Source organism: Paenibacillus jilunlii, assembly GCF_900102965.1.
GTDB lineage: Bacteria > Bacillota > Bacilli > Paenibacillales > Paenibacillaceae > Paenibacillus_AQ > Paenibacillus_AQ jilunlii.
In genome coordinates, this window is the sequence record NZ_FNGM01000029.1 from 37,957 (window position 1) to 51,360 (window position 13,404).

The following is a 13,404-nucleotide window of genomic DNA, read 5'->3' on the forward strand; positions in this document are numbered from 1 at the left end:
AGTTTGGATACTTTTTATCTAGGCTTTAAACACTTGGGTGATAACAATCTAATTTTCATTATTTAGGGAGGAACAAAAATGCAAACTCGAATTCTTGGTCAACAAGGTTTAAAAGTCTCTTCTATTGGTTTGGGTACTATGGGGATGACAATGGCATACGGTCCTTCAAATGAAAATGAAGGAATAGCGACTATTCGTCGAGCTTATGAGCTTGGAGTTAATTTCTTTGATACGGCAGAATTATATGGATATGGAAATGGTCACAATGAACAGTTGCTGGGTAAAGCTGTGAAGGATTTTCGTGACAAGGTAGTACTGGCTACCAAATTTGGATTTGACATGACAGCCGAGCAACTCGGAACACGTTTTAACAGCCGTCCAGAAAATATTCGTAAAGTAGCTGAGAACAGTCTTCGCTATCTGCAGACGGATTACATTGATGTTTTCTATCAGCATATCCCTGATCCTGATGTTCCTATCGAGGAAGTAGCTGGGGTCGTTGGAGATCTTATCAAAGAAGGGAAAGTTAAATATTTCGGTTTGAGTAATACGGGTTCCAAAACAATCCGTCGAGCTCACGCTGTTACCCCGGTGTCTGTGCTTCAGACTGAATACTCAATATTCGAACGCGAGATCGAGGACGATATACTACCGACTTTGAATGAATTGGGTATAGGTCTAGTACCCTACTCTCCATTAGGCAGAGGGTTCCTGACAGATGCTGTTAAACCATCCCACGAGTACGCCGAAGACGATATGCGTCGATTCGATGAGCGTTGGCAAGGGGAAAACTATATCTACAACCTAAAAGCAACTGAACAACTTAAAGAACTTGCTTCTAACAAAGGTATTTCTGTAGCAGAATTGGCACTAGCTTGGCTTCTCAACCAAGGAGAGAATATCGTCCCAATCCCTGGTACACGCAGTGTTACTCGGGTTGAGCAAAACATTAATGCTGTTAATGTCAATCTTACAGAAGCTGATCTTGGGCGTATTAAAGAGATCCTCCCACATGGATCAGCAGGTAGCCGGTATCCAGCTGGAATGATAGAGAACTTCACAAGAGATTGATAGTTTTTATAAAAAATTAAACAGATAAATAAAAAACAGCTAACTAAGAACATAATCATAGTTAGCTGTTTTTTTATCAACACATGATTGGCGAAATACCAGCGTAGGTGTCACTACGCGCAAACGTAGTTTCACTTGATAAACAGCCTGATCCAATTTCGTGGCAGCTTCTTTGATCCGTTCGGAAGGTTGCGGAATCGAGGTATGCAGACGTTCTCCTGTTTGCTTATCAATTGCAATAAACAATGTTAACTTCAAGGTCAGATTTCGTCCCAAGCAAATATTGTCACTCACCCAGCTCTTCATCTCACAACTTACCGACAGCCTCTATAAATCCCACCAGAAACTATCATGCTATTATCCACATCCATTTGCTTGCCTAAAATTACAGCAGCAGGCGTATTTTCTGCTTTTGCTAAATAGTATGTAAAATCTTCTCCACCCCTCTTGTGAAAGAGAGGTTTGGGTTGCTTTTGAAACTAACCGCCTGACAAGGTGCAGAAAAAAATTCACGTTGCATCAGTTATGGACCTATTCGGCACCGATTCCATGCGTCAAAGGTTCAATGCTCGAATGGGCGGAAGCGGATTGCATCACCAAAGCCCGGGCTTCTACAGCCAAAACAATGCTACCTATTGCCAGCAGCAGCGCCAATTTTCTTTTCATTAATCTTCTGCACCTCGCCAATTAGAATTTTATATCTTTCCCGGTCTTCGACGGAGCTGAGATGTCTGTACTGCTCAAATAATGCTACACACCCAACAATACCGCTGTCACTGTTCATTCTAACAGAGAGGTCCAGACTCTGGAATAAATAAACGAGACCCCTGTGGACTCTCTGGTTTTTTAAATAATACACAGACAGCTCATATAACAAAACCGCATATTGGTCTTCGGTGACCTGCACATTCCGTTTCCCCATCCGGGTCCGCTGCTCTTTGAATCCCGCGCGGGATTCGAAGCGTTCAATAATAGGGTCCACGTTCAAGCCAAAGCGGTTGGCCGCTTGCATGATTTTCGTCAGGCCCGGAATAATTTCATTCTCTCTGGTGCTGATGAATTCAACATAGTCCGCAAGCACAGCCGTCTCTCCTGACATCAGGCGGTACAGATATGTATTCGCCTCGGCCCATTCCCTAAACTGCTCCATAATCTGCCGGGCCTCCTCCGTTCTTTCCTGGACCCAGCTGAAATCGGAATAACGCGAGACATAGTGGAGGGCCTGTCCGTAATCCCCGTGTTCAGCACAAACTGCCGAACGAAGCAGATACGAATACAGAATATAGAAACAAAGAGGCCTGCCGGTTTCCTTAGAGACCGCACGGCGGCTGGCTTTATGATATTTATTCTGATACTGAATGGAGGCCTTGCGCCCCATTACCTCTGCTATGACATCAACGTTGTTCCAGCGGTGCAAGGAAGCGTAAATATTCGCCAAATCCTTCAGCGCATTCAATTGGTCCGCCTCATCCAGCCGTTCCACAAAATATTCAAAATGCATCGCCGCCCGCAGGTTGGCTTCCTGATCTTTTCCCAGTGCAATCTTGAACAAACGGTATTGGCATAAGGCCAGCCGTTCTGAATGCTGATATTTCTCACTTTCCGCCACGCTTTCGTACAGCAGCGCAGCAGCCTGGCGTTTGCCTTGTGCGAACCATTCCTCTCCCATTTCAAATACTGCCTGGGCATAGGATATATTATCCATAATGATCCGGACGACCTGCCGGATGCATTCCAGCTTGTCCAGCTCCGCACAGCGCTGCAGAAAAGGTCCCAGCCGCCGCCAGTCAGGGGTGGAGCGGACAACATATTCATCTATATATAATTCATACCATTCACCTTCGGGAAGTCCCATTCCTGCTGTAATCCGGTCCAGCTGCTTCACGGCAACGGGACGGTTCCCATTAATAATACTGCTGAGCGTACCGGAGTTCACACCCGAAATTCCGGCAAACTGATTGATGGTAATGCCTTCTCTCTTCAAGTATGCGTCAAGTTTTGCCTGTATTGTATTTTTCAATTGCAAATAAACACCGTCCTAAGAACCATATATTTGAATGATAATCCAGATATTCCTATATCTTAGGTTCTCGTATGGCACAGGTCAATGTTCATTGGCAGGTTGAACACAGGTTGACAGGAAAGAATTAGGTGTTCCAGTATCAGACAATGGTTTTAGGAGATCAGCTTGGACGCCTCTGCCTGTTCAGCCGCACGCCGGATGAACCGCTCCAGCGGCTTCTGGAGGGTAAGCGCCAGCACCAGGGCGAGAATACCGAACAGAACCAGATACAGGGCGTCACGGACAGCAACCTCCGGCAGAATGCCGCCAACGGCTTCTCTCAGCAGACTGATGGCATAGGTAAAGGGCATATACGGGTTCAGGATTTGAAAAAAGCGCCCTGTGGTGCTGATTGGAAAAGCCCCGCCCGAACTGGAGAACTGGAGCACCATGAACACGATGGCTATGCCTTTGCCGATGTTGCCGAAGACGTAGACCAGTGTAAATACGATCGTCACAAAAACGATGCTGATCAGGACGGCAAACAGCGTGAACCACAGCTTGTCGGCAACATAGCAATTCAACAAATACATATTACCCAATACCGCTATCAGAGCCTGAAAAATGCCTACGGTAAGAAAAGTCAGCAGGCGGCCAAAATACAGCTGGTAGCGCCGGTATGGAATTCCACCGGTATCAACGGCGGTCCGCAGCAGAGAAATCAGCAGGGTGCCGCCTACCCACAAGGACAGCACTACGTAAAACGGTGTCATCGCTGATCCGTAATTAGGGATGGGATACAGCGCCTTTTCCTTCAGAACCACGGGGCTGGCCAGAAAATCGCTGGTGCCCTTGATATCCCCGCCCAACAGTTGGGCAATCTCCTCCAGATTGACCTCCCGCTTGATTTCGCGGACCGTATCGGCGGCGCGGCGGACGGCATGCTCCAGGGCGGGAAGATCATTCCGCACCAGCTCGGCCGCCCGGTTCACCCCCCGGTCTGCCCGGGGAAGGCCGGCGGTGATCCACTCCGACGCGCGGCGGAATTTCTCTTCCGCCCCCGGCAGGTCATTCCGGGCGAATTCAGCTGCTTCATGAATGTTGTCTCCGGCAGCAGGCAGCCCATTCTGAATGCGCGGCAGCACCTCCGTCACGAAGCCGGTGAACGCTGCCAGCCTGCTGTTCATGCCGGCTGCCGCCGCGCTGACTTCGCCCGCTGCCGCGGGCAGATTGTCCCGCAAGGCGGCCAGGCCGGCCTGCCCGTACTGGATGGCGGTGCCCGCTTCATCCAGCACCGCGCCCAGCGCCGCCAGCCGCTGCGGCGCCTGCTGCAAAGCCGTGGCGGCGGTCCCCGCCACGGAGGTCAGCTGCTGCAGCGTGCCCTGCAGCGCTGACTGCCCCTCCGCGCTGTAGCGCGCGAGGATTCCGCCAAGCGCCGCTGCGCCCTTGGCGGAATCCCGGCCAAGCTGCGCCAGCGCGGCAGGGTCCAGCCCGCCGCCGCCCCGCAGCGCGGCGGCAAGGCGGGCCGCCTGCGCAGCGCCGGCGGCCCAAGAGGCCCGCGCCCCGGCCAGGGCGCGGAGCTCGCTGCCCGGCACGGCGCCGGGCGCGAGGGTGTTCACGGCGGCGAAGAGAGCCGCCGTGTGCTGCAGCGCGCCGCTTCCGGCGGTAAGCCGGTCAGCGGCCAGCTGCAGCCGGGAAGCCGCCGCTGCGTCCGGCGGCGCGGTGCCTTCCGCGAGCTGGCTGGCCAGCAGCGCTGCGCTGTCGGCATTCTGCTGCAGCAGATGGAGATTCTGCTGCAGCACCTGCGGAACCGCGGTGAAGGCCGCGCGGTTCTGCGCCAGATACTGCTGCAGCTCCTGCCCGAAGGCAGGCCCCGCTGCAGCGATCCGGTCCGTCTGCGGCAGGGCCTGGGCAGCCGCAGCAACAACCTTCCCGGCCTCCTCCAACCTGTCCGAGGCCCGGTCCAGGATCTCCCCCACCCGGCTGAAGTCAACATCCAGGCCGGACAGCAGCTCCGCCGCGCGGGCCAGATCCGGGAGCCTGCCCTGCAGCTCCTGCAGCCTGCCCGCAGCATCGCTGATCTGCCCCCAGTGCTCATCCAGCAGCTCGGCCGCCTGGCCCGCCTGCTCCACTTCCGGCAGCTTGTCCGTAAGCGCAGCCATCCTTCCGGCCGAATCCGCAAGCTGCGGCCAGTCGTGCTGGAGCTTGAGCACAAGCCGTCCTGCCTTTTCAATCTCCGGCAGGCTTGCCTCCAGCTGGAACAGCCCCTGCTCCACCTTGCGGATAACCGGCAGCTCAGCCTGGAATTCGCGGTCGATGGCACTAAGGGCCGTTAGCACCGTGCTGCTAAGGGTTTCCGTGAACCGCTCACTGATCTGCGCGGTAATCGTTGAAGCCCCTTTCGCCGTGATTTTGGGTGCAATCGCGTTGATTTTTTCATTTACGGTATAATCCACCTCCGGCTTCACAAGTTCTCCTTCGAGAACCCCCGCCATCCGCTGTGAGAATTCTGCCGGAATGACGATGCTGGCATAATAATCCCCGCGCTGCACCCCGCGTTCTGCCGATTTAACATCCGTGAACCTCCAGCCCAGCGACTTGTTGCTCCGCAGGCTCTCCAGTACCTCATCTCCGATGTTGAAGCTCTTGCCATCGACAGCAGCTCCCTGATCCACACTGGCCACGGCAATTTGGATGCCGGATGTATTGCTGTAGGGGTCCCATACCGCGGCCACATTCACCCAATCGTAGACCGAGGGAAGGAGCGCGAGTGCTGCTATCAACAACAGAGCTACCGGCGCTTTGAACAGGCCCAGCCAATCTTTTTTATAAATCCGCCACACTGCCGCCATGTTTCACCACACCTCTATGCTGTAATCTGAATAGTTTAATATGCCCTGGCGCCGTTCTTTTTACTTTCCTTACTTTCCCACATCACAGGCCGGAAACTTTTTGCAACATTTTTTCCCGATCTACGTTTATAGAGGTATAATACCCGTTTGAGAAATATAGCGAAGGGTAATTAGGTATATAGACGTATACCGTGTCATATTTATACCAAGGGGGAATTGTACATGTTCAAAAGAAAATCGGTTTATCTCTTTCCTGCTCTGGTTCTGCTGCTCCTCTCCCTTGTGACTACGGCAAGTACAGTAGGTACGCGCGCAGAAGCGCAAAGCGGTGATAAAAGTCAGGAATTGACGGTTTACATACACGCGCTGAAGTCCAAAGACGGACATACGGTCATGACAGCCGACCAGATCGAATGGTATGAAGGCGCTGAAGCCGACCGCATCTTCGCCGAACGTGAGCCTGATGCAGCGGCTGAGCTTGGCGGCACACCGGATGGTTACTATATCGTAAATGACAGTGACTCCCTTACTTCCTATCCCATTGCCGATAATGCTGGGGTGACGATGCAAATTTACGATCATACCGGGCACATGGAGGATCTGGATATCAACTGGAATGAGAGCATTTCTCTTCATAAGTTCATCGGCGAATTCGCCAAAACCGGCATCATCGACCTGAGCCAGTCCCCTTACCACATTACAATCCAGGCTGGCAAAGTTACTTCCATCGTACAGCAGTACACTCCATAATCTTCAGAGTCTGCTCGCCAAAAAGCACCGCCCCTTCGGCGGTGCTTTTTTTGCTTTGCTTAGCTTTGCTTTGTTTTACAGCATTAATTGCACTTCGTACAGTTAAAAGCTGCCTTTTGGCAGTCCAACTGGTTTTAATTGCACCTTGTACAGTTATTTTTGTTGAAAAGGGCTAATAGTGGGCTGCAAGCCATTTTTAATTGCACAAACTGCAGCTAACGCTCAAACACATCCATTACAGCTCTTTTTAGTTGCACAAAATACAGTTACTTAGCCATAAGCCCGAAGGTTAAAGCCGTTCTCAGTTACTTTTACCATACGCCGGGGTTAGAGCTACTTCTCAGTTACTTTTACCATACGCCTAGGGCTAGAGCTACTTCTTAGTACTTAAACCATTCGCCAGGGCTAGAGCTACTTCTCAGTTACTTTCACCATACGCCAGGGTTAAAGCCGCTTCTAGGTTTCTTTAACCATACGCCAGGGTTAGAGCCACTCCCGAACAAAGCAAAAAGTGTCCCGCTCCCCTTATCAGGGAAGCCGGGACACTTCATCATAGCCAGTTAGGCTATTTATCTTTGCAAAGTTATGAGGGCACAACTGATTACCTTACTTCCTGCCGTCCTTCACCGGCGCGCCGAAGTTCGGCGTACCGTCTTCATTCCACTCCAGCACCTGGGCACGGGTGTGGCGGTTCGGATCGTACAGCGGATCACCGGTAATTTCCTTGTAATTGCGGGCATGGTAGATCAGCACATCTTCTCCGTCTTCATTGACTGTGAAGCTGTTGTGTCCCGGACCGAATTGTCCGTTTTCTTCACTCGTCTGGAATACTGGCTCAGGGTGCTTGCTCCAGGAAGCGGCATCCAGCAGATCGCTGTCCTCGTCTGCCGTCAGCAGCCCCATGCAGTAATTATGGTCGGTCGCACTGGCTGAGAAGCTCATGAAGATTTTGCCGTTCCGCTTAAGTACCGCCGCACCTTCGTTGACGCTGAAGCCGATGGTTTCCCAGGGATGCTCCGGTCTGGCTATCATCGTCTGCGGGCCGGTCAAAGTCCAAGGGTTCTCCATCTCTGATATGTACAGGTTGGAGTTCCCCGGAATATCCGGGTCCTTCTGCGCCCATACATAATAGAGCACACCCTTGTGCTGGAATGCTGTCGCGTCGAGAGCAAATGACTCCCAGGCTGTTTTCACCTGGCCTTTTTCCACCCAGCGGCCCTCCAGCGGATTCGCCGATTCGTTCTCCAGCGCATACATGCGGTGATCGAACAGCCCCTCCTTCGTCTCTGTTGTCCGGGCCGCCGCGAAGTAAATGTACCATTTCCCGTGGATATAATGGATTTCGGGCGCCCAGATATTGGCGCTGAGCGGTCCCGTCTCATATTTGCGCCAGGCGACGACAGGTTCGGCATCTCTCAACCCTTCAATAGTTCCGGCCCTGCGCACTTCGATCCGGTCATATTCGGGCACCGAGGCTGTGAAGTAATAATAGCCATCCGTATGTTTATAGACCCAGGGGTCCGCACGCTGCTCCACAAGCGGATTGCTGTATTCTTTTTTCCTGCTCATAATGGTTTCTCCTTTTATCTATATAAGATGAACTTGTCCCCAGATTTCTTGATTTGAACCGCCTTTAGCGGTTGAAATCCGGTGACTGATTATGCTGAAGATAGCGAGCTTTCCTACGGAAAGCTTTTAGGCGGACGCTACCGCTCTGTAAGTATCCAAACTTCCCCTCCGCACTTCTTCCCTTTTATGAATTTTTCAAGTTCATCTTATATATTTCTCTTATTCTAGGGTCAGGACAACTACGGATGCCGGAGGAAGCTGACAGTCCAGCACCCCGTTCTTCAATGAAGCCCCCCCGAAAGCGGCTGGAGCAACGGTTACCGGGGCCTCGAAGGTATTGTGGGCATTCAGATCGGAATGGGTCAGGATCTGCCCGGTCACTGTTCCAGCCGATGTTCCGGCAAGTTCCATACGGAGTCCGGCGCTGTCCTCGTGGCTAAGATTGCACAGGGAAATATATACCCTGCCGGCTTCATCCCGGGATGCAGATACGCTAAGCTGAGGAATAGACTCTCCGCCCATGCTGTACACCGGACTCTCCAAAGACACCTCAAGCAGTTCGTTATCCTGATGCACCTTATACATGTCAAAAACATGATAAGTAGGAGTAAGCAGCAGCTTGTCGCCTTCGGTTAAGATAAGCGCCTGCAATACGTTAACCATTTGCGCGATATTGGCCATTTGCACCCGCTTGCTGTGATTCTGGAAAATATTCAGGTGAATCCCTGCCACCAATGCATCGCGCAGCGTATTCTGCTGATACAGGAAGCCCGGATTGGTGCCCGGCTCGCTGAGGAACCAGGTTCCCCATTCATCTATAATCAATCCTACCCGCTGCTCCGGATCATACTTGTCCATGATATTGGAATGACGGGTAATCAGCTCATCCATATGGAGGGACTTCTTCATGGTTTCGAACCATTCGCCGTTGTCGAAGCCAAGTGCGAAACGCTTCTCTTCCCAGCTTCCTGGGATCGTATAGGAGTGCAGGCTCAGACCATCCATGAACTGTCCGGCTTCCCGCATCAGCACTTCCGTCCAGTTGTAGTCATCCACATTGGCGCCTCCGGCGATTTTGTAGAGCTTGTTGTCCCCGTAATTGCGCGCATAGGTCTGATAGCGGCGGTACAGGTCCGCATAATATTCCGGACGCATGTTGCCTCCGCAGCCCCAGTTCTCATTTCCCACGCCAAAATATTTCAGCAACCAAGGCTGCTCGCGCCCATTCCCGGCCCGCAGTCCGGCCATTGGAGACTCACCGTCAAAGGTCATGTATTCCACCCATTCGGACATTTCCTGCACCGTACCGCTGCCTACATTGCCGCAGATGTACGGCTCACACTCAAGCAGCTCGCAGAGCCGGAAAAACTCATGCGTGCCAAAGTGGTTGTTCTCCACTACGCCGCCCCAGTGGGTGTTGATCATCCGCTTGCGGGTTTCAGGCTTACCGATGCCGTCCTTCCAGTGATATTCATCGGCGAAGCAGCCGCCCGGCCAGCGCAGCACGGGAATATTCAGTCTCTTCAGCGCGGTAATCACGTCATTGCGTATACCGTCCGTATTCGGGATCGGCGAATCTTCTCCCACCCAGATACCTTCATAGATACATCTGCCGAGATGCTCGGCAAAGTGCCCGTAAATATTTTTATTAATTTTACTCTTTGGCATATCCGACAGGATTCTAGCTTTTGTAGTCATCGTTTCTCTCTCCTTGGCTGTCTCTATTTTTTTAACCCTTAATGCCTGAATTCAGATTGATGGATTGGACAAAGTATTTCTGCGCGAACAGGAACAACAGCAGGGTTGGAATAATCGCCAGAACCGCTGAACCCATCAGCTGACCAATCATGCGGTAATTTCCATAGATATCTTGAAGAAGCAATAACCCTGCTGTAACCGGCATTTTGTCCACATCCGTAAACACGATTACAGGCCAGAGGAAGTCATTCCATGATCCGGTGAAGGAAAATAAGGCGCATACAATCAACACCGGCTTGATGAGCGGCAAAATAATCGAGAAATAAATCCGGAAATGCCCCGCACCGTCCACGTGAGCCGATTCATCCAGGTCCTTCGGAATTCCGTTCATAAACTGCCGGACCAGAAAGATATTGCCCATACCCGCCAGTCCCGGGATAATCATGGCCCAGGAGGTGTTGACCCAGCCCAATGCGTCAATAATTTTGTATGAGGGAATCAGATTCACTACGCCAGGAAAAAATGAGATGCCGAGCAACGTGAAAAAGAGCGTATCCCTGCCTTTAAATTTCATCCGCGAGTAGCCATAGCCGGTAATGGAGATGACCACAACCACCAAAAGGGTGTGCATGGTCGCAATAAACAATGAGTTCATCAGCCACCGCAGAATAGGGGCGGTTGAGGTATTCTCCAAAATCGAGACATAGTTGTCAAAAATCCATTCCTTGGGGAACAACCTGAACCCGGAGGAGACCACTTCTGACTGTGACCGGAAGGAAGTCGTGATGCCAAAAACCACCGGAATAATCCAAATGATACAAAGCACGATCAAAAACAGATAAGAGATATATTTTGAGATGCTGATTCCCGGGCTTTTTCTTTTTACTGTGTCCTGCTCTTTGATGCGGGGACGTTTATCGTATTGCTGCGCCACCTGATTGGACATACGGGTACACCTGCCTTTTCAATTTCCATTGCTGGTTCCTTGTTATCGAAGTTAAGCCGCATTCCGGTTCATGACATAATATTGCAGAGCCGAGATGACCAGTATGACCAGTCCTAGCAATACAGCCATAGCGGACGCCATACCCGCAATGGACTCTCCATTGCCGAACGCCAGCTGGCGGATATACATCATAAGCACATGCGTACTCTGGCGCGGTCCCCCGTCTGTCATCATCAGCGGCTGACCGAATACATTGAAGGCCCCTGCCGTGGTCATGACAAAGGTGTAAATCAGCGGGAAGCGGATGGAGGGCAGCGTAATGCTCGTAAATCTGCGTATCGTTCCGGCTCCGTCCATCTCTGCCGATTCATACAAATCCTGCGATACGCCGCTTATGGAGGCACGGTAAATAATCATGTTGCCGCCGACTCCCCCCCAGATCGTGATGATAATAATGAGTATCCAGGCATACGGCTGGTTAGCCGGCCAGGAAACATCCGATCCAAAAACATTGCCGGCCATTCCAAGCTGCTTATTGAACAGCAGCAGCCAGATCAGTGCTCCCGCAGATATGGAAATCAGGCCCGGAACGTAAATAATGGACTGGATCAAGCTTTTCCCTTTGACTTTTTTGTGTTCAAGTGCTACAGCAACAAGCAGCGGAATCACGATTAACAGCGGGACACTGAGCAGAACAAAAATAAATGTATTCTTAAGCCCGTTGTTGAATTGCGTGTGGAAGGTGGAGCCGCTGTCAAAAAGAATGGTTTTATAGTTGTCGAGGCCCACCCAGACCGGCTCGTTCATCAAATTCCATTTGGTGAAGGAAGCATATATTCCGTAAAAGGTTGGCAGCAGGATAAAAACGGCAAATAAGATGACATGTGGACCTACAAAGAAAGCAGGCGCGAGATTCAGTTTCTTTTTCATAGGCATTCTTTTCTCCTTTGGCATGAAGCAATGTTCCGGAAGGCGGTCCATTGCCCCATGCAATCATTTCCGCTTTTCGTTTACTTCGCTGCTCCGCCCGTTCCTTCGGCGATTTTATCCTCCACAAATTTTTGCATTGTCTGGAGGGTTTCATCAATATCCACATTGCCGCGCACAATATCCCCGCAATACGTATCTACGGCTTCCGCAATATACGGATAATATTCATAAGTGTAAATGTAAAGGGATTCAATTTCTTTTTCACTGGAGGTGAAGAAGGATTGGATATAATTTTTGAAATCAGGACTTTCATTGACTTGCTTACTGGCTACGATCTGTCCCGCTTTAGCCCACTCGATTGAATTCTCGCGGATGAACTCCAGGAAATTACCGATGCCCGCAACCTTTTCTTCGGATCTGTCTTTATTCTTCATCATCGAGAACAGGTGGGAGGACGATCTGTTGGTGAACTTATCTGCAGTGGGCGAATATACATTGGTTACCCCGAAATTCAAACCTTCCACCCCGGCATGTGCCGTAGAACTCCAGGTGCCGTCCGTCGAGAACAATACGTTCCCGGATTGGAACATCAGGTATCCGTCTTCGCCAAACGGCGTCATCAACCCGGCATCGTTGATCTTTTTCACATTCTCAAAGGCCTGCTTCATCACCGGGGTATTTACGGCAGGCTTGCCATTCTCCTGAATATCTCCGCCGAGGTCCTGAATCTGTGCAAGAATGACCCAGCCCAGCAGCGCATCATTAACGACATAATCTCCTTCATCCAGCTTTCCTTGCAGAGAGAGCATTTCATCAATCGTCACCACATTATCGTCGAGGAAAGATTCCGCATGGTATTTCTTAAGCAAATCCTTATTGTAATACATAACATTACTGTGGATATCAAGAGGTACTGTATATTGAGTGCCGTCAATCGTGCCTGTTGACCAGGCTTGCGGCAGATAATTCTCCTGTTTGATCTCAGGCTGGGCGGTTGTTACTGCTGTCATCGGCTCAAGCACCCCCTGCTTGACATAGCCGGGAACACGGTCAGCATGAATAATAGTCAAGTCCGGAACACCTTTGCCCGAGTTAAGCACTGTGGATAGCTTGGTGTACATATCAGAGGTGATTACATGCTTTACTTTAATTTCCGGGTTAGTGGCATTGTAATCCTTAACAAGCTGATCCATATAGGCACCGTCATCACCGGTTAGCGGAGTCCAGAATGTAATCGTCTTGGAGTTGTCTTCCCCGCATCCCGCTAACAACGTTGATAACATTAGAACAAGTACTAATACTGAAAACCCCCATTTTTTCTTCACACTTTCTCCTCCTAATGAAATAGTTTTAGTGAATCATCTACAAAAATGTTTTTGTAAACAATTAACTCAGACGTCTTCTTTCACACATTCATGAAATAATTAAAAAACATTTGAATGTATTCGCTTACAGGTATAAAATAACATACAAAAGACACCTTGTAAACAATAAAATCTAAATCTATTTATATATATACAAAGCAAAACGAGAATAAAGCATATTCAAAAAAATAAACCGCTATTTCCATGTAAATACACTCATTT

The 13,404-nt window shown here is 50.4% G+C and carries 10 protein-coding genes; 2 read left to right on the forward strand and 8 right to left on the reverse strand.

The genetic code is table 11. The annotated features are described in order from the left end of the window. Positions 1 to 78 precede the first annotated feature (78 nt). Positions 79 to 1,071 (forward strand): aldo/keto reductase, encoded by a 993-nt coding sequence (locus tag BLQ82_RS29195; RefSeq protein ID WP_062519861.1) that lies wholly within the window; start codon positions 79 to 81, stop codon positions 1,069 to 1,071. 39 nt (positions 1,072 to 1,110) lie between these two features. Here the strand turns inward: BLQ82_RS29195 and BLQ82_RS32245 are convergent, their stop codons facing one another. The 3 genes from BLQ82_RS32245 to BLQ82_RS29205 form a co-directional block, all read right to left on the reverse strand. Beyond that, the gene (locus BLQ82_RS32245; RefSeq protein WP_163704254.1) at positions 1,111 to 1,377 is read right to left on the reverse strand and encodes a hypothetical protein; all 267 of its coding nucleotides are present in this window, start codon (positions 1,375 to 1,377) and stop codon (positions 1,111 to 1,113) included. Positions 1,378 to 1,699: 322 nt separating this feature from the next. Beyond that, on the reverse strand, positions 1,700 to 3,097 hold the full coding sequence (locus BLQ82_RS29200; protein ID WP_062519864.1) for a helix-turn-helix domain-containing protein: 1,398 nt from the start codon (positions 3,095 to 3,097) through the stop codon (positions 1,700 to 1,702). Positions 3,098 to 3,246: 149 nt separating this feature from the next. After that, complete coding sequence (locus BLQ82_RS29205; RefSeq protein WP_062519865.1) at positions 3,247 to 5,925, reverse strand: YhgE/Pip domain-containing protein; 2,679 nt, start codon at positions 5,923 to 5,925, stop codon at positions 3,247 to 3,249. Between the two features lie 222 nt (positions 5,926 to 6,147). On the opposite strand from BLQ82_RS29205, the gene BLQ82_RS29210 reads away from it, so the two are divergent. Next, positions 6,148 to 6,675 carry a hypothetical protein gene (locus BLQ82_RS29210; protein WP_062519867.1) on the forward strand — a complete coding sequence of 176 codons (528 nt, stop codon included), beginning with the start codon at positions 6,148 to 6,150 and terminating at the stop codon, positions 6,673 to 6,675. A 606-nt stretch (positions 6,676 to 7,281) separates the two neighbouring features. On the opposite strand, the gene BLQ82_RS29215 is transcribed toward BLQ82_RS29210, so the two are convergent. The 5 genes from BLQ82_RS29215 to BLQ82_RS29235 form a co-directional block, all read right to left on the reverse strand. Beyond that, on the reverse strand, positions 7,282 to 8,244 hold the full coding sequence (locus tag BLQ82_RS29215; protein WP_062519869.1) for a glycoside hydrolase family 43 protein: 963 nt from the start codon (positions 8,242 to 8,244) through the stop codon (positions 7,282 to 7,284). Between the two features lie 219 nt (positions 8,245 to 8,463). After that, the gene (locus tag BLQ82_RS29220) at positions 8,464 to 9,942 is read right to left on the reverse strand and encodes an alpha-N-arabinofuranosidase (RefSeq protein ID WP_062519871.1); all 1,479 of its coding nucleotides are present in this window, start codon (positions 9,940 to 9,942) and stop codon (positions 8,464 to 8,466) included. Between the two features lie 31 nt (positions 9,943 to 9,973). Continuing rightward, positions 9,974 to 10,888 (reverse strand): carbohydrate ABC transporter permease, encoded by a 915-nt coding sequence (locus tag BLQ82_RS29225; protein WP_062519873.1) that lies wholly within the window; start codon positions 10,886 to 10,888, stop codon positions 9,974 to 9,976. Positions 10,889 to 10,939: 51 nt separating this feature from the next. Next, positions 10,940 to 11,818, reverse strand: a complete 879-nt coding sequence (locus BLQ82_RS29230) for a carbohydrate ABC transporter permease (RefSeq protein WP_020429502.1) — start codon at positions 11,816 to 11,818, stop codon at positions 10,940 to 10,942. An 80-nt stretch (positions 11,819 to 11,898) separates the two neighbouring features. Continuing rightward, the gene (locus tag BLQ82_RS29235; RefSeq protein ID WP_062519882.1) at positions 11,899 to 13,101 is read right to left on the reverse strand and encodes an extracellular solute-binding protein; all 1,203 of its coding nucleotides are present in this window, start codon (positions 13,099 to 13,101) and stop codon (positions 11,899 to 11,901) included. Positions 13,102 to 13,404 lie beyond the last annotated feature (303 nt).

Bases quoted from the DNA above. Each gene is read 5' to 3' on its own strand.
- BLQ82_RS29220 (WP_062519871.1), bottom strand. From the start codon at position 9,942: ATGACTACAAAAGCTAGAATCCTGTCGGATATGCCAAAGAGTAAAATT.
- BLQ82_RS29210 (WP_062519867.1), top strand. From the start codon at position 6,148: ATGTTCAAAAGAAAATCGGTTTATCTCTTTCCTGCTCTGGTTCTGCTG.
- BLQ82_RS29195 (WP_062519861.1), top strand. From the start codon at position 79: ATGCAAACTCGAATTCTTGGTCAACAAGGTTTAAAAGTCTCTTCTATT.
- BLQ82_RS29215 (WP_062519869.1), bottom strand. From the start codon at position 8,244: ATGAGCAGGAAAAAAGAATACAGCAATCCGCTTGTGGAGCAGCGTGCG.
- BLQ82_RS29225 (WP_062519873.1), bottom strand. From the start codon at position 10,888: ATGTCCAATCAGGTGGCGCAGCAATACGATAAACGTCCCCGCATCAAA.
- BLQ82_RS32245 (WP_163704254.1), bottom strand. From the start codon at position 1,377: ATGAAGAGCTGGGTGAGTGACAATATTTGCTTGGGACGAAATCTGACC.
- BLQ82_RS29205 (WP_062519865.1), bottom strand. From the start codon at position 5,925: ATGGCGGCAGTGTGGCGGATTTATAAAAAAGATTGGCTGGGCCTGTTC.
- BLQ82_RS29235 (WP_062519882.1), bottom strand. From the start codon at position 13,101: ATGTTATCAACGTTGTTAGCGGGATGCGGGGAAGACAACTCCAAGACG.
- BLQ82_RS29230 (WP_020429502.1), bottom strand. From the start codon at position 11,818: ATGAAAAAGAAACTGAATCTCGCGCCTGCTTTCTTTGTAGGTCCACAT.